We start from the raw sequence: 22,511 nt of genomic DNA on the forward strand, positions 1-22,511 counted from the left end.
ATGCCCCCACTATAAGGGCTCGCGGCTGGCGTGGTACAGGCTGACCCGGCGGAATTCGTGCGGCTCGGCCAGATCCGGCAGGGTCAGCGCCTCCAGCACGCCGAGCGGACGGTACAGCGGGTGGCTGAAATCGCGCACCCGCGAGTCGGCCACCAGCGCCTGGCGGCCACGGCCGAGGAATGCGTCCAGCAACGGCAGGTTGGCGCGGTCGTAGAGCACATCGGCGACCAGGATCAGGTCGAAGCGGTCGGCCTCGGCGAAGAAGTCGCTGCTGTAGCCCAGTGTCACGTTGTTCAGTGCGGCGTTGGCGCGGCAGGCGTCCAGGGCCAGCGGGTCGAGGTCGCAGGCCACCACCTCCAGCGCGCCGGCCCGGGCGGCGGCGATCCCGGCGATGCCGGAGCCGGCGCCGAAGTCCAGCACGCGCTTGCCACGCACCCAGTGCGGTTGCTCGGCCAGGTAGCGCGCCATGGCCAGGCCGCTGGCCCAGCAGAAGCTCCAGTAGGGAGGCTCTTCGAGAATGCGCCGGGTTTCCTCGCTGCTGAATGCGCGATCCATGTTCTGGTCGTCGATCAACCAGAGTTTCAGGTCGCACTCGGGCAGTTCACTGACGATCAGGCGTGCTTCGCCGATCAGGCCGCTCAAGGCCTGTTGCAGGGCCAGCGGGGCCATCTATGGTGCCTTTTCGAAACGCAGCGGGCCGGTGGCCTGGGTCTGGGCCTGGGCGATGGGTACCGGAGGCAGGTGCAGGATCAACTGGCCGGAGCGGCTGGCGCGGCCGCGCAGTTCGACCCGCGCGCCGGCCGGGAAGGCTTCGGGGTTGAAGCGCAGTCGGTAGGGCAAGGCCTGGCCGGTGCCGCTCAGGGTGCTGCTGGCCAGCAGTTGCTGCGGGCGGCCACGCTCGTCGATTACCAGCAGGGCCAGCTCCACATCGGCACCTGCCGGGATTTCCATCAGGGTACCGCTCAGCTCGCGCTGGTAGGCCGGCAGCGGGCCCAGGGGTTCGGTCTTCTTTGCCACCTTGGCCGGCACCGGGGCCGGGGCTTGCTCCGGCTTTGGGCGGTCGCTGCCGCAGGCGGCGAGCAGGGCGGCGCAACACAGCACGACGAGCGCTCGAGGGTACATGGGGTCGTCCTTCACGGGCAGATTTGCATGGATGGTAACCCCTTTGGCTTGTCTTGCCAGTGCAATGCGCTACCATGGCCCTCCCTTTTTTTGTTGCCTGTCACCATGCACTGTCCGTTTTGCGGGGCCAACGACACCAAGGTCATCGACTCGCGCCTGGTCGCCGAGGGCGAACAGGTGCGTCGCCGTCGCGAGTGCGTCGCCTGCGGCGAACGTTTCACCACCTTCGAAACCGCCGAGCTGGTGCTGCCGCGGCTGATCAAGCAGGACGGCACGCGCCAGCCCTTCGATGAAGACAAGCTGCGCGCCGGCATGCAGCGCGCGCTGGAAAAGCGCCCGGTCAGCGTCGAGCGCCTGGAAGCGGCGTTGGCGCACATCAAGAGCCGCCTGCGTGCCACCGGCGAGCGCGAAGTGAAATCGCTGGTGGTCGGCGAGATGGTGATGGCCGAGCTGCGCAAGCTCGACGAAGTGGCCTACATCCGATTCGCCTCGGTCTACCGACGTTTCCAGGACCTCGACGAATTCCGCGAAGAAATCGACCGCCTGGCCCGCGAGCCAGCCAAAGAGTAAGCATGTCCAGCCAAGCCATTCTCGACGCCCACTACATGGCCCGGGCCGTGGAACTGGCCCGCAAGGGCCTGTACAGCACCCACCCAAACCCCCGCGTGGGCTGCGTGATCGTGCGCGATGGCGAGGTGGTCGGCGAGGGCTGGCATGTGCGTGCCGGCGAGCCGCACGCCGAGGTCCATGCCCTGCGCCAGGCCGGCGAGCGCGCCCGAGGCGCCTGTGCCTACGTCACCCTCGAACCCTGCAGCCACCATGGCCGCACGCCGCCGTGCGCCGAAGCCCTGGTCAACGCCGGGGTGGCGCGGGTGGTCGCGGCCATGCAGGACCCCAACCCGCAAGTGGCCGGCAATGGCCTGCGCCGTCTGCGCGAGGCCGGCATCGAGGTCGCCAGCGGGGTGCTCGAAGCCGAGGCTCGCGCCCTCAACACAGGCTTCTTCAAGCGTATGGAGCACGGCCTGCCATTCGTGCGCGCCAAGCTGGCGATGAGCCTGGACGGTCGCACTGCCATGGCCAGCGGCGAGAGCCAGTGGATCACCGGCCCCGCCGCTCGTGCCGCGGTCCAGCGCTTGCGCGCCCGGTCCAGCGTGGTGCTGACCAGCGCCGAGAGCGTGCTGTTCGACAACGCCCGCATGACCGTGCGTGGCGAGGAACTTGGCCTGGATGAGGCGCTCACCGCCCTGGCCGTGTCGCGCCCGCCGCTGCGCGTGCTGATCGATGGGCGCCTGCGCCTGCCACTGGACGCGCCGTTCTTCCAGGCCGGCCCGGCGCTGGTGGTGACCGCCGCCGGCGAGGACCCTCGTTATGCCGCCGCCGGCCATGAGTTGCTTGACCTGCCCGGCAGCGACGGCCGCGTCGACTTGCCGGCCCTGCTGCGGGTGCTGGCCGGGCGGGGCGTCAACGAAATCCTCCTGGAAGCCGGCGCCGGTCTGGTCGGCGCCTTCGCCCGCCAGGGCCTGGTCGACGAGTACCAGTTGTTCGTCGCCGGCACCTTCCTCGGCTCCGACGCCCGTCCGCTGCTGGACTGGCCGCTGTCGAAAATGAGCGAGGCGCCGCGGCTGAAGATCACCGACATGCGCGCGGTCGGCGATGACTGGCGAGTCACTGCCATCCCCCTGCCGGCCCCCGGCGTATAATGCCTGGCTTGCTTCGCGCAGCCCGTACTTGAGGAGAACAGTATGTTCACCGGCATCATCGAATCCATCGGCACCATCCGCAGCCTCACCCCCAAGGGCGGTGATGTGCGCGTCTACGTTGAAACCGGCAAGCTCGACCTGGCCGACGTCAAGCTTGGCGACAGCATCGCGGTCAACGGCGTGTGTCTGACCGCCGTCGAGCTGCCCGGCGACGGCTTCTGGGCCGACGTCAGCGTCGAGACCCTCAAGCGTACCGCCATGGTCGACCTCAAGAGCGGCAGCCGGGTCAACCTGGAAAAGGCCCTGACCCCGACCACTCGCCTGGGCGGACACCTGGTCAGCGGCCACGTCGACGGTGTCGGCGAAATCGTTTCGCGCGCTGATAACGCCCGCGCCATCCAGTTCCGCGTGCGTGCGCCCAAGGAGCTGGCCAAGTACATCGCCCACAAGGGCTCGATCACCGTCGACGGCACCAGCCTGACGGTCAACGAAGTCGATGGCGCCGAGTTCGAGCTGACCATCGTCCCGCACACCCTGTCTGAAACCATCATGGCCGACTACCGCGCAGGGCGTCGGGTGAACCTTGAGGTCGACCTGCTGGCCCGTTACCTGGAGCGTCTGCTGCTGGGCGACAAGGCCGCCGAGCCGAGCAAAGGCAGTGGCATCACCGAAAGCTTCCTGGCCGCCAACGGCTTCTTGAAATCCTGATTGAGAAGGGGGTGCCGCGTGGCGCTCAACAGCATCGAAGAACTGGTCGAAGACATCCGCCAGGGCAAAATGGTCATCCTCATGGATGACGAAGACCGCGAGAACGAAGGCGACATCATCATGGCGGCCGAGTGCTGCCTGCCCGAGCACATCAATTTCATGGCCAAGCACGCCCGCGGCCTGATCTGCATGCCGATGACCCGCGAGCGCTGCGAAACCCTGAAGCTGCCGCTGATGGCGCCGCGCAACGGTTCGGGCTTCGGCACCAAGTTCACCGTGTCGATCGAAGCCGCCGAAGGCGTCACCACCGGCATCTCCGCCGCCGACCGCGCCCGCACCGTGCAGGCCGCCGCGGCCAAGGACGCCAAGGCCGAAGACATCGTCAGCCCTGGGCATATCTTCCCGCTGATGGCCCAGCCCGGCGGCACCCTGGCCCGCGCCGGCCATACCGAGGCCGCCTGCGACCTGGCGCGCATGGCCGGTTTCGAGCCGAGCGGGGTGATCTGCGAGGTGATGAACGACGACGGCACCATGTCGCGCCGCGCCGAGCTGGAAGTGTTCGCTGCCGAGCATGGCTTGAAGATCGGCACCATCGCCGACCTGATCCACTACCGCATGATCCACGAGCGCACCGTGCAGCGCGTTTCCGAGCAGCCGATCGAGAGCGAGCTGGGCGAATTCAACCTGGTCACCTACCGTGACGCGGTGGAAGGCGACGTGCACATGGCCCTGACACTGGGCAAGATCTGCGCCGAAGAGCCGACGCTGGTGCGGGTGCACAACATGGACCCGCTGCGCGACCTCCTGCTGGTCAAGCAGCCGGGGCGCTGGAGCCTGCGCGCGGCCATGGCCGCGGTGGCCGAGGCCGGCAGCGGCGTGGTCCTGCTGCTGGGCCACCCGCTGGACGGCGACGTGCTGCTGGCGCACATCCGCGAAAGCGCGGGCGATGCGCAGCCCAAGGCACCCACCACCTACAGCACTGTCGGTGCCGGTTCGCAGATCCTGCGCGACCTCGGTGTGCGCAAGATGCGCCTGATGAGTTCGCCGATGAAGTTCAATGCGATATCCGGATTCGATCTGGAAGTTGTAGAATACGTGCCCTCCGAGTGACTTGAGGCGCCCTGATCGCCCCTAAGCTCGAGTCAAAACCCTCCCGAGGCCGCCACAGCGCGGCCTCGCTCTTGAAGATGAGAACTCCGGAATGACCCTGAAGACCATCGAAGGTACCTTCATCGCCCCCAAAGGTCGCTATGCTTTGGTGGTTGGCCGCTTCAACAGCTTCGTCGTCGAAAGCCTGGTAAGCGGTGCAGTCGATGCCCTGGTACGCCACGGCGTCAGCGAAAGCGACATCACCATCATCCGTGCCCCGGGCGCGTTCGAAATCCCGCTGGTGGCACAGAAAGTCGCCCAGCAGGGCGCTTATGACGCGATCGTCGCCCTGGGCGCGGTGATCCGTGGCGGTACCCCGCACTTCGAATACGTGGCGGGCGAGTGCACCAAGGGCCTGGCCCAGGTGTCCATGGAGTTCGGTGTTCCGGTGGCCTTCGGCGTACTGACCGTCGACTCCATCGAACAGGCCATCGAGCGTTCCGGCACCAAGGCCGGCAACAAAGGTGCCGAAGCTGCCCTGTCCGCTCTGGAAATGGTCAGCCTGCTGGCGCAGTTGGAGGCCAAGTGATTAGCGACGAAAGCGATCGTTTCAACCCGCGCGATCCAAAACCCGCGGATGCCGGCAAGCCCTCGAAGAGCGCCAAGCGTCGCGAAGCCCGCAAGCTCGCCACGCAAGCGCTCTACCAGTGGCACATGGCCAAGCATTCGCTGAACGAGGTCGAAGCGCAGTTCCGGGTCGACAACGATTTCACCGATATCGACGGCGCCTACTTCCGCGAGATCCTGCACGGGGTCCCAGCGAAGAAGGCCGAGATCGACGAGGCGCTCAAGCCTTGCCTGGACACGCCACTGGAAGAGCTCGACCCGGTCGAACTGGCCGTGCTGCGCCTGTCCACCTGGGAGTTCATGATGCGCGTCGACGTACCGTACCGCGTGGTCATCAACGAAGGTGTGGAACTGGCGAAAGTCTTCGGTGCCACCGACGGGCACAAGTTCGTCAACGGCGTGCTCGACAAGCTGGCTCCGCGTCTGCGTGAGGCGGAAGTCAAGGCGAACAAGCGCTGATCGCGGCGCTGACCAGCCATGGGTGAGTTCGAGCTGATCCGTCACTACTTCGCCGCCGCGCCCTGTGCGCAGGGCGGCGTGGGTGTGGCCCTGGGGATCGGCGACGACTGTGCCTTGCTGGACCTGCCTGCCGGCGAGCAGCTGGCGATCTCCACCGACACGCTCGTGGCCGGTGTGCATTTCCCCGCAGTCTGCGACCCGTTGCTGCTCGGCCAGCGCGCGCTGGCCGTGGCGGTCAGTGACCTGGCGGCCATGGGCGCCACGGCCATCGGCTTCACCCTTGCCCTCACCTTGCCCCAGGTCGGCGCGCAATGGCTTGCCGGCTTTGCCGACGGGCTCGGCCGCATGGCCGCGCGCTGCGCTATCAGCCTGATTGGTGGCGATACTACACGCGGCCCGTTGAGCATTACCGTGACCGTGTTCGGCCGGGTGCCGACCGGCCAGGCGCTGCGCCGTAGCGGCGCGCAGCCGGGCGACCTGCTGTGTGTTGGTGGTTTCCTTGGTAATGCGGCAGGGGCCTTGCCGTTGGTGCTGGGCGAACGCGAGGCGGCAGCCGATGTGGCCGGGCCATTGCTCGAGCATTACTGGTCGCCCGTGCCGCAACTGCAACTGGGCGAGCGCTTGCGCGGCCTGGCCACGGCGGCGCTGGATATTTCCGATGGCCTGCTGGCGGACTGCGGGCATATCGCCAAGGCGTCCGGCGTGGCGCTGCAGGTGAACCTGGCGCAGGTCCCCGTGTCTGCTCCTTTACAGGCTTTCCTCGGTCGAGAAGCGGCCTTGCATGCAGCGCTCACTGGTGGTGACGACTACGTGCTGGCGTTCACCGTGCCGGAAAGCGCACTGACGGCCCTGGCCCGCGAGGTGCACGTCATCGGTCGTGTATTGGAAGGCCAGGGCGTGACCTTGCGTGACCCGCAAGGCCAGGACATCACCCCCGTGCAACGGGGCTATCAACATTTCAGGGAGACACCGTGACCGACCACCCCAACCAGGTGCCTGCGGAGTTCGTTCCGCCTTCGGTCTGGCGCAACCCGTGGCACTTCATCGCCTTCGGCTTCGGCTCGGGCACCCTGCCCAAGGCACCGGGGACCTGGGGTTCGCTGGTGGCGCTGCCGTTCATCCCGCTGTGGCAGATGCTGCCCGACTGGGGCTATTGGCTGTTGCTGGGCATCAGCATGTTGTTCGGCGTGTGGTTGTGCGGCAAGGTGGCCAACGACTTGCGCGTGCACGACCATGAGGGCATTGTCTGGGACGAGATCGTCGGCATGTGGATCACCCTGTGGCTGGTGCCGGAAGGTTGGCAGTGGCTGCTGGCGGGGTTCCTGATGTTCCGCTTCTTCGACATCCTCAAGCCGTGGCCGATCCGCTGGGTCGACCGCCATGTGCATGGGGGGTTCGGGATCATGCTCGACGATATCCTGGCCGGCGTGTTCGCCTGGCTGGGCATGCAGGTTCTGGTGTGGGCGGTGGCCTGATACAGGGAGCGTTGCGATGGGCCTGAAGGCTGTGGTGCTGGCATCGATGCTGTTGGTCGCGGGGCCGGGTGCGATGGCCCAGGAGGCGCCGGCGCAGGTGCGTCTGGTCAGCGAGGCGTGGGTCGACTACACCAATGCCGATGGCACCGGGCTGGCCTGGGACGTTTTGCGCAAGGTGTTCGAGCCGGCCGGGGTCAAGGTCGTGGTCAAGAGCGCGCCCTACAGCCGCGCCGTCGGGCTGGTGAAGCGCGGCGAGGCGGATGCCTGGGTCGGCTCCTACAAGGAAGAGAACGCCGACAACCTGTATCCGCAGTGGTACTTCGACCAGGACCATATCTATGCGCTGGGCCTGGTCGACAAGCCGGTGCCAACGCTCGAGACTATCGGCCAGTACCGGCTGGCCTGGGTGCGCGGCTATGACTACGCCAGCTATCTGCCCGAGGTCCACAACTTCCGCGAGATCCAGCGTCGCGAGGGCATCCTGCCGATGCTCGAGCATGACCGGGTCGACTTCTACATCGATGCGCTCGCCGAGGTCGACTATGTGCTTGGCCAGGCGCCCGATGCCTCGCGCTTTCGCCGCACCCACGTCGCCGAGCTGCCGTTGTACCTTGCCTTCACCCACAGTGAACAGGGCAAGGTCCTGCGTGACCTGTTCGACCGACGCATGGAGCAACTGGTGCGCAGCGGCGAGCTGAAGCCGATCTTCGAGCGCTGGAAGCAGCCTTATCCGTTTACGGTTGATCACCTGCCCCATCAGTAACTGCCCGCAGTCCGCTGCCGCAGGGGGCGGTGTGGGGCCATATGCATCTAACTTTTCGATCTTAAGCCACGATATTCCTCCTGCGCACCTGCGCCGGGCTGCTGATACAATCGGCCGATCTGAAAAAACCTACTGCCCAGGAGCACAACGTGCCCGTCGTCTTTGTTGCCGCCTCGAAACTCCCGACTCCCTTTGCGACCTTCACCATGCATGGCTTCCTCGACGAAGCCACTGGCCGCGAGCACGTGGTGCTCAGCCTGGGTGATATCGCCGACGGCGAGCCGGTGCTGGGGCGTCTGCACTCCGAATGCCTGACCGGCGATGCGCTGTTCAGCCAGCGTTGCGACTGCGGCTCGCAGCTGGAGGCTGCATTGCAGGCCATCGCCCGTGAAGGCCGTGGCGTACTGCTGTACCTGCGCCAGGAAGGCCGTGGCATCGGCCTGCTGAACAAGATCCGCGCCTACGAGCTGCAGGACGGCGGTGCCGATACCGTCGAGGCCAACGAGCGCCTGGGCTTCGCCGCTGATCAGCGTGACTACGCCATGTGCCTGCCGATGCTCGAGCACCTGGGCGTGAAGTCGCTGCGTCTGATGACCAACAACCCGCGCAAGGTAAAGGCCCTGACCGACATGAGCATCAAGGTCGCCGAGCGCGTGCCGCTGCACACTGGCCACAACCCGCACAACCGCCTGTACCTGGCCACCAAGGCCGACAAGCTCGGCCACATGATGGGCAACAAGCACCAGGGCGAGGTACCCCAGGCGTGACGCGCACAGAGGTGAAGCGGCGGCTGGCGCTGGCCTGGTGGCAGTACCTGGCCGTGGGATTGCTGCCGCTGCCGGTGATGGGCTGGGCCTTCGGTGGCGGCGAGGCGCTGATCCCGGTGTTGGCCATGCCGCTGTTCATCGCCGGTGCCGCCAGCATGTTCCTCAGCCTGCCGCGCTTCAGCGCGTACAAGCGGGCGTTGATCGCCACCGACAAGGCGCTGGGCAGCGCCGAAGAGCCGGCCGCCTGGATCGAGCTGGCGCGGGTGCGCCGCCTGGCCATGCTGTTCGCCTGCTTCCCGGCTTGGGTTGCCGCGCTGTCGGTGCTGGTCGGGCTGGAGGCAGTGCCGCAGATTCTCCTCGCCCTGTCCACCGTGGTGCTGCTGTACCTCTATCGCATCCCGCGCCAGCTCGGTTGATGCGGGCGCTGCTCGCCGGTTTTTCGCTGTTGTGCCTCGGTGCTTTGGCCGAGGCTGCGCCGCGGGTAGTCAGCCTGGCGCCATCGATGACCGAGATCGTTCTGGAACTGGACGCCGGCGAGTTGCTGGTCGGTGTGCTCGATGGCGGCGAGCGTCCGCCGGCGCTGGCCCGGTTGCCTTCCGTCGGCCGTCATGGCCAGCTCGACATGGAGCGTCTGTTAAGCCTCGAGCCCGACCTCTTGCTGCTGTGGCCCGGCAGCGTGCCTCCGGCCCAGCGCGACCAGCTCAGGCGCCTGGGCATCGCCACGTTCAGCGGCGAGCCCGGCAATCTCGACCAGTTGATCGACCAAATCGAAGCCATCGCCCAACGTATTGGCCGTGACCAGCAAGGCCGCGCCTATGCCGCCAGCCTGCGTGAGCGGCTGCAAAGGCTGCGCAACCGCTACCGGCGTGAGGCGCCGCTACGGGTGTTCTACCAGGTCTGGGACAAGCCGCTGTACACCTTGGGTGGCCGCCAGGTGGTCAGCGACGCCTTGCGTGTGTGTGGGGCACGCAATGTGTTCGACGATCTGGCCCAGCCCGCTCCGCAGGTCAGCGTGGAGTCGGTGCTGCTGCGCGACCCCGAGGTGATCCTGGCGGGCGATGAGGCGCAACTGGCCAGTTGGCGCGATTGGCCGCGGCTGAGCGCCGTGAAGGGCGAGCGCTTGCTGGTGGTGCCGGACAAGGGCCTGGAGCGGCCCAGCGGGCAGATGATCGAGGCGACTGCTCGGCTGTGTGCGTTGCTCGATGCTAGAGCGCCGGTGTCCAGGTAAGGCTCAACAGCCAGGTGCGTCCTTCTTCGCGGTAGCCGTAGTCATTGCCCTGGTAGTTGTAGAGGTTGCGGCTGTAACGCTTGTCCAGCAGGTTGTCGAGCTTCAAGTCGAGCCTCAGCTCGCGAGTGGCAGCCCAGCCACCGCGAACGCCCAGCAGCCCGTATCCGCCGATGGGGGCGTTGTTGGTTTCGTCGTTGTAGCTGCTGCTCACGGCCTGCCAGCTGGCGCCAACATTGAAGCGGTCGTATTGACGGTCGATATCCAGGCTCAGCGTACGCCGCGCGCGCCGGGACAACGTGTGGCCACTCTTCCGGTCACGCGGGTCGATCAATGCCAGGCCCAACGTCGATGTCCAGGCCCCCCATTGCTGGTCCAGCGCCATCTCGAAGCCGTTGATACGGGCCTGGGCAACGTTGCCCATGGTATTGGCATCTGCGTCGTAGCTGATGGCGTCTCGCAAGTCGGTGCGATAGAGCGAGGTTTCCAGGCGGCTGCTGTCGGTCAGTTGACTGCGCCATTGCACCTCATAGGATTTCGAGTGTTCCGGCTTGAGATCGGGGTTGCTGAAGCCGGGGTAGTACAGGTCGTTGAACGTGGGGGCGCGGAACCCCTCGCTGTAGGAAAACAGCAAGTCATTACGGGCGTTCAATGGCAGGGTCAGGCTGCCGCTCCAGGTGGTCTGGCCGCCGAACTGCTGGTTCTCGTCGTGGCGTACGCCCAGTTCGGTCGAGAAGTGCTCGTTGTGGAAGCGATGCTGGGCGAACACTGCGCGGTTCCAGCGGCTGTCCTCATTGAAATCGGTACTCGAATGCACCCGGTCCTCGTACCACTCGCCACCCAGTAGCACGCTGTTGTCGTCATCGATGGTCAGATCGTTCTGCCAGGTGACTTGGTCGCGGTAGGTGTTGAATGGCGAGCTTTGGTGCGTGAGCTTGTCGCGGCTGTCGTCGCGGTTCTCGCTGTGGGCCATCTCCAGTCTGGAATGCCACAGATCGGTAAGTTGGGCATCGAAGTAACTGCCCAGGCTGCTGACGGCGAAGTTCGAGTAGGGCACTTGCGGGCTGCTACCACGAGGTTCGTCGAACTCACGACGCCCACGGCTGTCGAGCAGGTTCAGGCCTGCTTCGAAGCGCTCGTTGAAGCTGTGGCTCAAGCTCAGGTTCAGCGAGCGGTTGCGATAGGCGTCATGGTCGCCATCGCTGGCATACGACGGCCCGGTCGAATCGATGCCGGCCGTCTCGTCCAGGCTGGCGCCGAGGTTGAAGCGGGTCGCGCCGTCGCCACCGGACAGGCCCAGGCTGCGCTGCCAGGTCTGGTTGCTGCCGGCCGCCAAGCGCAGGCGCGGTTGCAGGCCCTGGCCCTCGCCACGCCGGGTGAAGATCTGGATCACCCCGCCGATGGCGTCGCTGCCGTAAATCGCCGAGCGCGAACCGCGCAGCACTTCCACCCGTTCGATCTGGTCGATGCCGAGAAACTGCAGGCCGCTGTCGCCGGATGTGGCGTTGGCGATGCGCACGCCATCAACCAGCACCAGAGTCTGGGCGGCCTTGGTGCCGCGCACGAAGATGCCCGGCAGGCTGCCGCGACCGCCGGTGGGCGCGACCTGCACGCCGGGCACGCGGGCGAGCAGATCGGTGACGCTGCTGGGTTGCAGGCGGTCGATGTCGGCACGGGTGAACACCGTATTGGCCGCACTGGTGGCGGTACGCGACTCGACCTGGCGATTGGCGCTGATCAGCACGTCGGGAAGCTTCAGGGCGTTGTCGCGTTCAGCGGCCATTAGCGGGAGGGGCAGGCAGAGCAGGGTGGTGAGGCTTGGGAGTTTCATGGCTAGTTCCAGCGCAATCGCCGGCAAGCCGGCTCCCACAAGGGACTGCGATCCCTGTGGGAGCCGGCTTGTCGTGGCGACGAACCGCGGCGATGGGCCGCAAAGCGGTCCCAGGGATTACAGGCCGAGCTTGGCCATTCGGGCTTTGACGGAGGCTTCGATCCCTGCCACATCCAGCCCGCACTCGGCCAGCATCTGCGCAGGCTTGGCATGCTCGACATAGATATCCGGCAGGCCCAGGTGCAGCAGCGGCTTGACCACCGCTTCGCGGGCGAGGAGCTCGCCCACCGCTGCGCCGGCGCCACCCATGATGGCATTCTCTTCGATGGTCACCAGCAACTCATGGTTGGCGGCCATTTCCAGCACCAGCGCCTCGTCCAGAGGCTTGACGAAACGCATGTCGACCACGGTGGCATCGATCTGCTCGGCTACCTGCAGGGCTTCGGCCAGCTGTACGCCGAACACCAGCAGGGCGACCTTGCCACCCTGGCGGCGGACCACGCCCTTGCCGATCTCCAGGGGCTCCAGGTCGCCGCTGATCGGCGCGTTGGGGCCAGTGCCGCGTGGATAACGCACGGCGGCCGGGCCCTTGTAGTGGTGGCCGGTGCTGAGCATCTTGCGCAGCTCGTTCTCGTCGCTCGGGGTCATCACCAGCATGCCGGGGATGCAGCGCAGGTAGGACAGGTCGTAGGCACCGGCGTGGGTCGGGCCGTCCTCGCCGACCAGGCCGGCGCGGTCGATGGCAAACAGCACATCGAGGTCCTGCACCGCCACGTCGTGGATCAGCTGGTCATAGGCGCGTTGCAGGAAGGTCGAGTAGATCGCCACCACCGGCTTGGCACCCTCGCAGGCCATGCCCGCGGCCAGGGTGACCGCGTGCTGCTCGGCGATGGCGACGTCGAAGTAGCGCTCCGGGTAGCGTTCGCTGAAGTCGATCAGGTCCGAGCCTTCCTTCATCGCCGGGGTGATGCCCACCAGGCGATTGTCGGCGGCGGCCATGTCGCACAGCCACTGGCCGAACACCGAGGCGTATTTCGGGCCGCTGGCCTTCTTCGGCGCGACCGGCTTGTCGGCCGGCTCCAGCTTGGTGATGGCGTGGTAGCCGATCGGGTCGACCTCGGCCGGTGCGAAGCCCTTGCCCTTCTTGGTCACCACGTGAAGGAACTGCGGGCCCTTGAGGTCGCGCATGTTGCGCAGGGTGGCGATCAGGGTCGGCAGGTCGTGGCCGTCGATCGGGCCGATGTAGTTCCAGCCCAGCTCCTCGAACAGCGTGCCCGGCACCAGCATGCCCTTGGCGTACTCTTCGGTGCGGCGGGCGATTTCCCAGGCACCGGGCAGGCGCGACAGCACTTTCTTGCTGCCTTCGCGCATGCTCGCGTAGGTGCGGCTGGAAAGGATCTTGGCCAGGTAGTTGGACAGGCCGCCGACATTGCGCGAAATCGACATGTCGTTGTCGTTGAGGATCACCAGCATGTCGGCGTTGACTTCCTGGGCGTGGTTCAGCGCCTCGAAGGCCATGCCGGCGGTCAGCGCGCCGTCACCGATCACCGCGATCGACTTGCGCGGGTCGTTCTGCAGGCGAGCGGCGATGGCCATGCCCAGCGCGGCGCTGATCGAGGTGCTGGAGTGGCCGACGCCGAAGGTGTCGTACTCGCTCTCGCTGCGGCGCGGGAAGGCGGCGATGCCGTCTTTCTGGCGCAGACTGAGCATTCGCTCGCGCCGGCCGGTGAGGATCTTGTGCGGGTAGGCCTGGTGGCCGACGTCCCACACCAGCCGGTCATCCGGGGTGTCGAAGACGTAGTGCAGGGCGATCGTCAGCTCGATGACGCCCAGGCCCGCACCAAAATGCCCACCGGTCTGCCCAACGGTATAGAGCAGGTCCTGGCGCAGCTCGTCGGCCAGGGTCTCCAGGTCGGCTTCGGCCAGCCGGCGCAGGCCGGCGGGCGTGTCGGCGCGGTCCAGCAACGGCGTGACCGGGCGTTCGCGGGGGATCTCTTGAAACGTCGTGGGCATCAGGCGAGTCGTTATAGGTGTGAAGACGCGGCAGTTTACCCCATTGTAGGAAAAGCTGCCCATTCAGTCGGGTGTGGTGAAGGTGTCGTTGATCAACGTGGGAGCGGCGGTGCGCCAAAGCTCCCACGGGTGCCTCAGTGGCGGCGCTCGACGATGTAGCGAGCCAGCGCCCGCAGTGGCTCGGCATTGTCGCCAAAGCCTGCCAGCGCGGCCAGCGCCTGGTCGCGCAGCTCCAAGGCATAGGCTTTGGCCGCCTCCATCCCGAGCAGCGCTGGGTAGGTTGGCTTGTCGCGGGCGATATCGGCCCCCTGGCGCTTGCCCAGGGTGGCGGTGTCGCTCTCCACGTCGAGGATATCGTCCTGCACCTGGAACGCCAGACCAATGGCCTGTGCATAAGTCTGCAGCAAATCGAGTTGGACCTGCCCGGCGCGGGCGCTGGCCAGGGCGCCGAGGCGCACGCTGGCTTCGATCAGCGCGCCGGTCTTGTGCCGGTGCATGTACTCCAGGGCTTTCTGGTCGAGCTTCAGGCCCACCGAGCCGAGGTCGATGGCCTGGCCGCCGACCATGCCCGCGGGGCCGGCCGCCTTGGCCAGGGCCTGGACCATCTGCAGGCGGATGGCGTCTGGCTGCGGGCTCAGGCGCGGGTCGAGCAAGGCGTTGAAGGCCAGGCTTTGCAAACCGTCGCCGGCGAGGATTGCGCAGGCTTCGTCGAAGGCCTTGTGAGTGGTGGGCTGGCCGCGGCGCAGGTCGTCGTCGTCCATGGCCGGCAGGTCGTCGTGTACCAGCGAGTAGGCGTGGATCAGCTCCACTGCGCAGGCAGCGCCGTTGGCCTGCTCCGCCGGCACGCCGAAGGCCTCGCAGGCGGCGTAGGCCAGCAGCGGGCGCACGCGCTTGCCGCCGTTCATCACGCTGTAGCGCATGGCCGCGTAGAGGCGCTCGAGCTCCTTGGAGGGGGCTTGGAACAAGGGTTCCAGGGTCGCGTCGACCCGAGCCTGGGCACTTGCCTGGTACTGGGCGATCATGCCTCGGGCTCCGCGTCGAACGGCTGCGCGGCCAGCTCGCCGTCACGCTCCAGCAGGATCTGCACCTTCTGCTCGGCCTGGGCCAGGGCGCCCTGGCAATCGCGGGTCAGGGCAATGCCTTGCTCGAAGGCGGCCAGCGACTCTTCCAGCGACAGTTCGCCGTTCTCCAGGCGCTCGACCAGGGCTTGCAGGTCGGCGAGGGATTGTTCGAAATCGATGGAGGCTTTTTTGCGGGCCATGGCGACAGTCTCGGTGGTGTCCAGAACGGCGCGACACTAGCAGAGCGGGGCAGGGGGAGCAAATTGCAGGGGGAGTTCGTCGCATTTTGTTGCACTTGTCCCCAGCGGCCCGTCTTGCAATCTGCGAAGCAATCGAATTGTGGGGGTGGCGGCCCTCTGCCATAATCCGCGCGCTCTGGCTCGCGGGCCAGCGGCTTCCCTCCCCGACGTCATGTAATGGACTACGTTGTGAGCTTCCTCTCGATCGAATTCGGCCTCTGTTTCACGCTGTTCTTCCTGCTTTATTGGAGCCTGTGCTGGAGTGTCCGGCTGCAGAACCTGCTGCTGCTGACGGCCAGCTATGGCCTGGTAGCCAGTTTCAGCCTGCAGTCGCTCTACATCCTGCTGGGCTACAGCGTGTTGGTGTACTTGCTCGGCCTGCTGGAGGGGCGCTACCCCGGGCGCTGGTTCAGCCGCGTGCTGCTGTTGACGCTGGTGCTGGGCTGTTTCTACCTGTTCAAGTACCAGGCGTTCTTCGTCGAAGGCGCGCAGGCCGCGCTGGCCACCGCCGGGTTCGACGTGGCGCTGCCGCTGCTGGAAGTGCTGGTGCCGATCGGGCTGTCGTTTTACACCTTCCATTCGGTCAGCTACCTGGTGTCGATCAACCGGCGCGAGCTGGCGCCGTCGGCGCCGCTGGACCTGGCCTTATACCTGGCGTTCTTCCCCAGCCTGGTGGCCGGGCCGGTCAACCGCGCCCTGCACATGCTGCCGCAGATCCGCCCGCCAGCCATGCGCCAGGTGCTGGAGCCGCAGCGGGCACTGGGGTTGATCGCGATGGCGGTGGTCAAGCTGTTCTTCCTCAGTGCCTGGCTGGGCAGCGAGTGGGTGGACCCGGTGTTCGACACCCCGGGCAGCGCCACCCCCGAGCAGGTGCTGCTGAGCGTGTACGGCTACAGCCTGCTGATCTACTTCAACTTCAGCGGCTACACCAACCTGGTCACCGGCATCGCCCTGTTGCTGGGGTTCCGCCTGCCGGACAACTTCGACGCGCCATATGCCGCGCACAACCTCAAGGAATTCTGGGGGCGCTGGCATATCAGCCTGTCACGCTTCATCCGCGACTACGTCTATATCCCGCTGGGCGGTAACCGCCAGGGGGTATGGCGCGGCAACCTGAACATGCTGCTGGCGATGCTGGTGTCCGGGCTGTGGCACGGGGCGAGCGTGAATTTCATCATCTGGGGCGCGCTGCACGGCGTGGGCCTGGCCATCTCCAAGCTGTTCAGCCAGTGGTGCCCGGGGTTTGCCCGCCTGCCGGGATCGGGCTTGCTGGCGCGGTTGATGACCTTCCACTACGTGGCGTTCGCCTGGATCTTCTTCCGCAGCCCGACGCTGGAGGGCGCGCTGGAGATGCTCGGTGACATCGCCCAACTGAGCCTGGCGGGCCTGAACAGTGCCACGGGCCTGATGCTGCTGGCCTGCGTGCTGTTCGTGGCCAGTTATCCACAATGGCTGGTGCTGCTGCGCCAGAGCGGCGCGGCCTTCCAGCGCCTGCCGTGGCAGCTGTACCCGATCCCGCTCGGGGTCGGCGTGTCGCTGGTGATTTTCGCTTCGCAGTCGGGCGTGCCGGGGTTCATCTATGCAAGCTTCTGATAGCAAACAGCTGTTCCAGGTGCAGATGGGCGCCGCCCGTGGCCTGTACGCGATCGTGGTCACTACCGCGCTGTTGTTCTGGCTGAACCAGGATTCGATCAAGCTCTACTGCCAGCAGAAGTACCACCAGAGCTGCGAAATCCCGCTGCTGGGCCAGATGCCGGCCTGGCGCACGGGCGCGCAACTGACGGCGCTGCTCGAGGCGCACCGCGACGACCTGCTCGAGCGCCTGCAGCCAGCGCCACAGGTGGCCGAAGCGCCGCTGCCCGAGGTGCTGCCCGCGCCGATACCGGTGGTCACGGTCGACCTGCAGACCCCGGCGGCACTGGCCAAGCCGCTGCCGCACGGTGCGGCGCACACGCCGGCGCCGGCTACTGTGCCCGCGCCCGTCGCTGTCGCCCAGCCCGTCGCGGCAGTGCCGGCGTCAGCGCCAATGCCAGCGGCAACTCCGGCACCAGTCCCGGCGCCGGCATTGCTGCAACCCGGCACCGTGGCCTCCCTGGCCGCCGGTGACGAGGTGTTCCTGGTCGGCGATTCGCTGATGCAGGGCGTTGCCCCGCACCTGGCCAACAGCTTGCGCAAGCGCTACCAGATCCGCACCGTCAACCTCAGCAAGCAGAGCACCGGCCTTGCCTACCCGGGCTTCTTCAACTGGCCGAAGACCGTGGCCGAGACCCTCGACCACGAACCGAACGTGCGCCTGATGGTGGTGTTCCTCGGCCCCAACGACCCGTGGGACATGCCTCAGGGCAAGGGCAAGCCGTTCCTGCGCTTCAAGTCGCCGGAATGGGAGGTGGCCTATCGCGCGCGGATCGATTCGATCCTCGAACAGGCCCGCTCGCATAACGTGCAGGTTATCTGGGTCGGGCCGCCGAACATGGAGAAGGCGCGGCTGTCCACCGCCATGGGCTACCTCAGCGGGCTCTATCAGGAGCAGACCGCGCTGTACGGCCAGCACTACGTGTCGGCCAACCCGATCCTCGGCTACGCCGACGCCAGCTTCTCGTACACGGTGCAGACCGCGCAGGGCAAGCGGGTGAAGGTGCGGGTCGACGACGGCATTCATTTCACCATCACAGGCCAGAAGATGATCGCCGAACAGGTACTGTCGCTGATCAGCTTCCCTGGCCTGACCGTAACAGGACATTGAGATGCGCCAATGGCATCACCTGCTGGGCCTGGCCCTGCTGATCAGCGCCGCGCCGGGTTGCAGCACCGGCGCCAACAGCGTGAGCGCCCAGCCCGCGGCGCGGCCCACCGCCACGCCCGTCACTCGCCAGGACGGCAACGTCGCCCTGCTCGCGAGCAAGCTGCGCAATGCCGGGCGTGCCCCGGTCGGCATCGTCCAGCTGGGTGACTCGCATACCGCCGCCGACCTGTTTAGCGGCGAACTGCGCAAGCTGTTACAGGCGCGCTACGGCGATGGCGGCATCGGCCTGGTGCCAGCCTCGCCGGTGCCGGGGATTCGCAACGACCGGGTGATCATCAAGAGCGAGAAGCGCCAGTGGGAGCTGGTGTCGGCGCGCAACCAGCAGAGCCAGCAGTTTCCCCTGGGTGGCTACCTGTCGCTGCCGCAGGCCAACCGCTCCAGCGTGATGCTGCAGGCGCGTGACGAGGACCGCCAGCGCTACAAGGTCTCGGCGCTGTACCAGTCCAGCGGGACTGCCAGCCTGCTGGTCAATGGCGGCCAGCGTCGGGTGTTGCCGGCCAGCAATGGCCAGTGGCGCTTCAGCCCGGCGTTCGCCAATGTCGGCCTGCCGGTGCACCTGACGGTGGAGGGTGGCCGTGGCGTCGCCTTGGGTGGCTGGTACCTGCAGGGGCAGAAGAATGCCGGTGTGACCTATTCGACGCTGGGCATCAACGGCGCGCGCCTGGAGGTGGTGGACAAGTGGCAGGCGGGTTGGCGCGACAGCCTCAAGGCCGTGCGGCCGGACCTGGTGATCCTGGCCTACGGCACCAATGAGGCGTTCGACGACAAGCTCGACCTGGCGCTGTACCAGACGCAGTTGGAGGCGACCCTCACGGGCTTGCGCAAAGACCTGCCGCAGACGGCGATCCTGCTGGTCGGCCCACCGGACTCGATCAAGCAGCGCAAGGCGCGCAGTTGCGCGGCGCGCCAGCCGCAACCGCTGGCCTCGGTGATCCGTATACAGAAGCAGATGGCGCGCAAGCACAAGGCGCTGTTCTGGGATTGGCAGGGGTTCATGGGCGGGCCGTGCTCGATCGCCGGCTGGCAGGCGCAGGGGCTGGCGCGGCCTGATCTTGTCCATCTGACAGCCGATGGCTATCGCAAGAGTGCGGCGGGCTTGTATGAGTTTCTGAAGGGACCGTTGGGGTTGCGTTGAGGCCTGGCCTGATCGCGGGGCAAGCCCGCTCCCACGAAGCACCTTGGTACTTGGCGTGGGAGCGGGCTTGCCCCGCGATGCCTTTGGATCAGGCCGGCTCGGCCTCCAGCTCAACCATCGCCTCGCGATAGCGCGCCAGCTCCTCGATGGTCAGCACCGGCAGGTTGTACTGCCGCGCATACACCGCCACCTGTTCGCCGCGGGCCATGCTGCCATCGGGGTTCATCAACTCGCACAGCACCGCCGCCGGGCGCAGGCCGGCCAGGCGGGCCAGGTCCACCGAGCCTTCGGTGTGGCCGCGACGGGTCAGCACGCCGCCGTCACGGGCGCGCAGCGGGAATACATGGCCGGGGCTGACGATGTGGCGCTGTTGCGCGGTAGAGCGCAGCGCGGCTTCGATCGTGGTGATGCGGTCCTGCGCCGACACGCCGGTGCTGACGCCCTCGGCGGCTTCGATGGTGACGGTGAAGCCGGTGCCGTGGCGGGCCTGGTTGTTCTGCACCATCGGCGCCAACTGCAGAGCGTCGACGGTGGCTTCGTCCAGGCACAGGCAGACGATGCCGCTGCAGTCGCGGATCATCATGGCCATGGTCTGCAGTGAAAGGTTCTCGGCGGCAGCGACGATGTCAGCTTCGTCCTCGCGGTCGTCGTCGTCGAGCAGCAGCACCGGGCGCCCGGCCTGGAAGGCGGCGATGGCGGCACTGACGTTGGGGAATTGCTTGTTAAGCGGGGTGGACATGAAACGCTCCTCGTGAATGATCGATGAACGTCTCGGGGCGAACAAAATGCGCGCGCAAGGGCGCCTGGGCGGCCCCTGCCAAACGCCTTCTTTCATCCGGACTATGACCGTCGGCCCTGGAATCTCACCAGATCTGCTGACCCCCGGCATGGCCGGGGCGCTCGCGGGCTCATCTTTCGATTTACCGCCGGTGGGGACTTTCACCCCGCCCTGAAGACCGGGCAAGCATACCCCACGGTGGCGGACTGCTGGCAAGCCCTACGACTTTAGTTGCTGCCAGTCGAGTCCGAACCGCGCCAGGTACTTGCGCAGGCGGTCGGCGTCGTTGGGGTTGGCCTTCTCCTGCCGCGACACCGCGAACAGCTGGCGCCCGGCCTCGGACAGGCTAGGCGTGCGGCGGCACACATCGATCACCGCCTGCAGTTGCACCTGGTCGAACAGGTCCAGTTCGCGGCCGTCCAGCAGCGGCTCGGTTGCCGATTCCAGGCCCCAGGCATAGCGCAGCCGTTCGATCTCTTCCTCGACCAGTGCCTCGTCGATGCGCCCGCTGTCGGCCAGGGTCGCCATGCGCGTGATCGATGCCGACAGCTCGCGGAAGTTGCCGGCCCAGCGTGCTTCGCTGGCGTGGGCAAAGGCCAGGTAGCGGCGCTTGGCTTCGAGGTTGAAGCGCACCTGGCGGCCTTGCTCACGGGCGTGGCGCTGCAGCTCGAAATCCAGGTTCGGCTCGATGTCTTCGCGCCGCTGGGCCAGGCCCGGCAGGGCGAAGGTCCACAGGTTGATGCGGGCGAACAGATCTTCGCGGAACGAGCCGTCGGCGACCTTGGCGCGCAGGTCGCGGTGGGTGCCGGCGATCAGTTGGAAGTCGCTTTCCACCTCACGGTCGGCGCCCAGCGGGAAGAAGCGCTTTTCTTCGATGGCCTTGAGCAGCATGGCCTGTTCGTCGGCGCCCAGCTCACCTATTTCGTCGAGGAACAGCATGCCGCCGTCGGCGGCGCGCAGCAGGCCGTCGCGGGCGTTCTGCGCGCCGGTGAAGGCGCCTTTGGCGTGGCCGAACAGGGTCGACATGGCGCCGTCACCGCGCAGGGTGGCGCAGTTCACCTCGATGAAGCGACCGCCCAACTGGTGACGACCGCGCTTGAGCTCATGGACGCGCCGGGCCAGGAACGACTTGCCGGCGCCGGTCGGGCCGACCAGCAGCATCGGCGCCTTCGAGCGCAGGGCGACCCGTTCGATCTGCTCGATGGTGCGGTTGAAATCCGGGTTGCGCGTGGCGATGCCTGACTTGAGCAGCGACTGCCCCTCGACCTGTTCGCGGCGAAAGCGCGAGGCGATCGGGTCGTAGCGCGACAGGTCGAGGTCGATCAGCGTGGCGATGCCGGCCGGGTCGCTGTTTTCGTCGTGCTTGCGCGAGGGCGAGGTCTGCACCAGGCGCGCCGGCAGGTAGCGCGCCTCGGTGAGCAGGAACCAGCAGATCTGCGCGACGTGGGTACCGGTGGTGATATGCACCAGGTAGTCCTCGTGCTCGGTGTCGAAGCTGTAGCCGCTGGCGAAGTCGTGCAGGGCGCCGTAGACCTCCTCGAAATCCCACGGGTTGCGCAGCGCCAGCGGGTGCAGGCGTACCTCGGTGCCGGGCGAGACCTGCTGGATGTCGGCGCGGATGCGCTCGGCCAGGCCGAGGTCGCGTGCGCCGGGGCCGTGGATAAGTTCCAGGCGGTCCAGGGGCAGGTCGGGTTGCTGGCACAGGCCGATGGTTGGCCGCCACCTGTTCCAGCGCGCCGCATCCTTGCCGTTGCGGTCGAGGGTGGTGCCGAGAAAACCGATGGCAACAAAGGGCTTGGTCATCCGTGATTATCCAAAAAGATAAATATGTATCGCAGGATATACGAAAAGTGAAATAGGTATGACACGTTGCAATGTGCAGCCTAACGCGCAATAAAAAATAAATGCTTATAAATCAGATAATTAAAAGATTTTTCAAGGACGAATGAAAACCTGGCGCGCCGCTCGCTATATCCCTCTCGACCGCATCGCCAGGCAGGCCCTCGGGACAGGGGAACCCCCCGCCGGTGCACGTACCCACCTTCAGGTGTCGGTGTCGTGCATGCCGCCGCCGCAACGACCGGTCATTGCTGCGCTGGGCCCCTGGAAAGGCCGGCGCAGACGCTCGCCGGGCAAAGCCCCGGCACTACCCTCCTAAGGTAGCTGTAACCGCAACACCCGCCGGGTGGGCACAGGCAACGCAAGCAGGGCCAGGACGGCCCGTCACTGCGAAGGACGCCTGGCCCGCCGCTGGCCCACCCGGCTCGCCGGCCGGGCCTGGCGCAACGATGGTGGCCGCTGGAGCAATGCTCCCGGCCCCGGACTCCGCCAGGCTTCGCTCGCGACGCCCGATGGGGTGGCGACCCCGGCAACCAAGGACATTGAACAAAGGATGAGCAAGATGAACATGTTGAAGCGCTTTGTAGTGAAGAAGAACGAACACGGCCTGTTGCTGAACGATGGCGATTTCGAGGCGATCCTCGAGCCGGGCCAGTACAAGCGTTTCGATTGGCAGGGGCGGCTGACGCTGAAGACCTGCCCCCAGGATTCCCCGCTGCACGACTATCCCCTCGAGCGCTATCTGCGCCAACATGAGCCGGAGTTGGTCGAGCAGTATTTCCTTACCCTGGACATGGCCGAAAACGAAGTGGGCCTGCGTTTCGAGGATGGTCAGTTGAAGGAACTGTTGGCAACTGACAGCCGCCGCCTGCAATGG

General features: G+C 66.5%; 23 protein-coding genes and 1 riboswitch. Of the genes, 15 read left to right on the forward strand and 8 right to left on the reverse strand.

Features of this window, described 5'->3' with window-relative positions; genetic code table 11:
- Positions 1 to 9: 9 nt before the first annotated feature.
- The gene (locus tag OH705_RS23545) at positions 10 to 669 is read right to left on the reverse strand and encodes a class I SAM-dependent methyltransferase (RefSeq protein WP_094012312.1); all 660 of its coding nucleotides are present in this window, start codon (positions 667 to 669) and stop codon (positions 10 to 12) included.
- The gene (locus tag OH705_RS23550; protein WP_038707256.1) at positions 670 to 1,122 is read right to left on the reverse strand and encodes a YbaY family lipoprotein; all 453 of its coding nucleotides are present in this window, start codon (positions 1,120 to 1,122) and stop codon (positions 670 to 672) included.
- Positions 1,123 to 1,227: 105 nt separating this feature from the next.
- Here OH705_RS23550 and nrdR point away from each other — a divergent pair, with 105 nt between their 5' ends.
- The 12 genes from nrdR to OH705_RS23610 all read left to right on the forward strand — a co-directional run bounded on the left by nrdR (position 1,228) and on the right by OH705_RS23610 (position 9,938).
- Entirely contained in the window at positions 1,228 to 1,692 is a 465-nt protein-coding gene (nrdR, locus tag OH705_RS23555) for a transcriptional regulator NrdR (RefSeq protein ID WP_009685710.1), read from the forward strand.
- 2 nt (positions 1,693 to 1,694) lie between these two features.
- Positions 1,695 to 2,822, forward strand: coding sequence for a bifunctional diaminohydroxyphosphoribosylaminopyrimidine deaminase/5-amino-6-(5-phosphoribosylamino)uracil reductase RibD (gene ribD / locus OH705_RS23560; protein ID WP_038707257.1), 1,128 nt, complete (start codon positions 1,695 to 1,697; stop codon positions 2,820 to 2,822).
- Between the two features lie 42 nt (positions 2,823 to 2,864).
- Positions 2,865 to 3,530, forward strand: a complete 666-nt coding sequence (locus OH705_RS23565; protein ID WP_023632720.1) for a riboflavin synthase — start codon at positions 2,865 to 2,867, stop codon at positions 3,528 to 3,530.
- Between the two features lie 18 nt (positions 3,531 to 3,548).
- Entirely contained in the window at positions 3,549 to 4,640 is a 1,092-nt protein-coding gene (gene ribBA, locus OH705_RS23570; RefSeq protein WP_038707258.1) for a bifunctional 3,4-dihydroxy-2-butanone-4-phosphate synthase/GTP cyclohydrolase II, read from the forward strand.
- Between the two features lie 91 nt (positions 4,641 to 4,731).
- Entirely contained in the window at positions 4,732 to 5,208 is a 477-nt protein-coding gene (gene ribE, locus OH705_RS23575) for a 6,7-dimethyl-8-ribityllumazine synthase (RefSeq protein ID WP_023631199.1), read from the forward strand.
- Positions 5,205 to 5,705: a transcription antitermination factor NusB gene (gene nusB / locus OH705_RS23580; protein WP_023631200.1), complete on the forward strand. Its 501-nt coding sequence runs from the start codon at positions 5,205 to 5,207 to the stop codon at positions 5,703 to 5,705. The genes ribE and nusB overlap by 4 nt, the downstream gene beginning before the upstream one ends.
- A gap of 18 nt (positions 5,706 to 5,723) precedes the next feature.
- On the forward strand, positions 5,724 to 6,680 hold the full coding sequence (thiL, locus tag OH705_RS23585; protein ID WP_267303089.1) for a thiamine-phosphate kinase: 957 nt from the start codon (positions 5,724 to 5,726) through the stop codon (positions 6,678 to 6,680).
- A complete protein-coding gene (locus tag OH705_RS23590; protein WP_023632630.1) occupies positions 6,677 to 7,180 on the forward strand; it encodes a phosphatidylglycerophosphatase A in 504 nt (167 codons plus the stop codon). Before thiL ends, OH705_RS23590 begins: the two co-directional genes overlap by 4 nt.
- Positions 7,181 to 7,196: 16 nt before the next feature.
- Positions 7,197 to 7,943: a substrate-binding periplasmic protein gene (locus OH705_RS23595; protein WP_267303090.1), complete on the forward strand. Its 747-nt coding sequence runs from the start codon at positions 7,197 to 7,199 to the stop codon at positions 7,941 to 7,943.
- Positions 7,944 to 8,092: 149 nt separating this feature from the next.
- Positions 8,093 to 8,710 carry a GTP cyclohydrolase II gene (gene ribA / locus OH705_RS23600; RefSeq protein WP_023631163.1) on the forward strand — a complete coding sequence of 206 codons (618 nt, stop codon included), beginning with the start codon at positions 8,093 to 8,095 and terminating at the stop codon, positions 8,708 to 8,710.
- Positions 8,707 to 9,126, forward strand: coding sequence for an MFS transporter (locus OH705_RS23605; RefSeq protein WP_267303091.1), 420 nt, complete (start codon positions 8,707 to 8,709; stop codon positions 9,124 to 9,126). Before ribA ends, OH705_RS23605 begins: the two co-directional genes overlap by 4 nt.
- A complete protein-coding gene (locus OH705_RS23610) occupies positions 9,126 to 9,938 on the forward strand; it encodes a cobalamin-binding protein (protein WP_038707261.1) in 813 nt (270 codons plus the stop codon). The genes OH705_RS23605 and OH705_RS23610 overlap by 1 nt, the downstream gene beginning before the upstream one ends.
- Here the strand turns inward: OH705_RS23610 and OH705_RS23615 are convergent.
- From OH705_RS23615 to OH705_RS23630, 4 genes are all read right to left on the reverse strand, one after another.
- On the reverse strand, positions 9,916 to 11,766 hold the full coding sequence (locus OH705_RS23615; protein ID WP_094012306.1) for a TonB-dependent receptor domain-containing protein: 1,851 nt from the start codon (positions 11,764 to 11,766) through the stop codon (positions 9,916 to 9,918). The genes OH705_RS23610 and OH705_RS23615 overlap by 23 nt on opposite strands.
- A 117-nt stretch (positions 11,767 to 11,883) precedes the next feature.
- Complete coding sequence (dxs, locus tag OH705_RS23620; protein ID WP_267303092.1) at positions 11,884 to 13,779, reverse strand: 1-deoxy-D-xylulose-5-phosphate synthase; 1,896 nt, start codon at positions 13,777 to 13,779, stop codon at positions 11,884 to 11,886.
- A 134-nt stretch (positions 13,780 to 13,913) separates the two neighbouring features.
- Positions 13,914 to 14,801, reverse strand: a complete 888-nt coding sequence (ispA, locus tag OH705_RS23625; protein WP_267303093.1) for a (2E,6E)-farnesyl diphosphate synthase — start codon at positions 14,799 to 14,801, stop codon at positions 13,914 to 13,916.
- The gene (locus tag OH705_RS23630; RefSeq protein ID WP_011531978.1) at positions 14,798 to 15,040 is read right to left on the reverse strand and encodes an exodeoxyribonuclease VII small subunit; all 243 of its coding nucleotides are present in this window, start codon (positions 15,038 to 15,040) and stop codon (positions 14,798 to 14,800) included. The genes ispA and OH705_RS23630 overlap by 4 nt, the downstream gene beginning before the upstream one ends.
- Positions 15,041 to 15,256: 216 nt before the next feature.
- Between OH705_RS23630 and OH705_RS23635 the strand changes: the two genes are divergently transcribed.
- The 3 genes from OH705_RS23635 to OH705_RS23645 are packed head-to-tail and all read left to right on the forward strand — an operon-like array spanning position 15,257 to position 19,017.
- Positions 15,257 to 16,672: an MBOAT family O-acyltransferase gene (locus OH705_RS23635; protein ID WP_267303094.1), complete on the forward strand. Its 1,416-nt coding sequence runs from the start codon at positions 15,257 to 15,259 to the stop codon at positions 16,670 to 16,672.
- The gene (locus OH705_RS23640) at positions 16,659 to 17,822 is read left to right on the forward strand and encodes a DUF459 domain-containing protein (protein ID WP_267303095.1); all 1,164 of its coding nucleotides are present in this window, start codon (positions 16,659 to 16,661) and stop codon (positions 17,820 to 17,822) included. Before OH705_RS23635 ends, OH705_RS23640 begins: the two co-directional genes overlap by 14 nt.
- Position 17,823: 1 nt before the next feature.
- Positions 17,824 to 19,017 (forward strand): SGNH/GDSL hydrolase family protein, encoded by a 1,194-nt coding sequence (locus OH705_RS23645; protein WP_263159422.1) that lies wholly within the window; start codon positions 17,824 to 17,826, stop codon positions 19,015 to 19,017.
- An 88-nt stretch (positions 19,018 to 19,105) separates the two neighbouring features.
- Here OH705_RS23645 and ribB read toward each other — a convergent pair whose 3' ends face one another.
- A complete protein-coding gene (gene ribB, locus OH705_RS23650; RefSeq protein WP_038707266.1) occupies positions 19,106 to 19,756 on the reverse strand; it encodes a 3,4-dihydroxy-2-butanone-4-phosphate synthase in 651 nt (216 codons plus the stop codon).
- Positions 19,757 to 19,836: 80 nt separating this feature from the next.
- Positions 19,837 to 19,978, reverse strand: a riboswitch (FMN riboswitch).
- Positions 19,979 to 20,014: 36 nt separating this feature from the next.
- A complete protein-coding gene (gene rtcR, locus OH705_RS23655) occupies positions 20,015 to 21,598 on the reverse strand; it encodes an RNA repair transcriptional activator RtcR (RefSeq protein WP_267303096.1) in 1,584 nt (527 codons plus the stop codon).
- Positions 21,599 to 22,511: the final 913 nt, after the last annotated feature.

This window comes from Pseudomonas sp. BJa3 (assembly GCF_026343815.1).
GTDB lineage: Bacteria > Pseudomonadota > Gammaproteobacteria > Pseudomonadales > Pseudomonadaceae > Aquipseudomonas > Aquipseudomonas soli.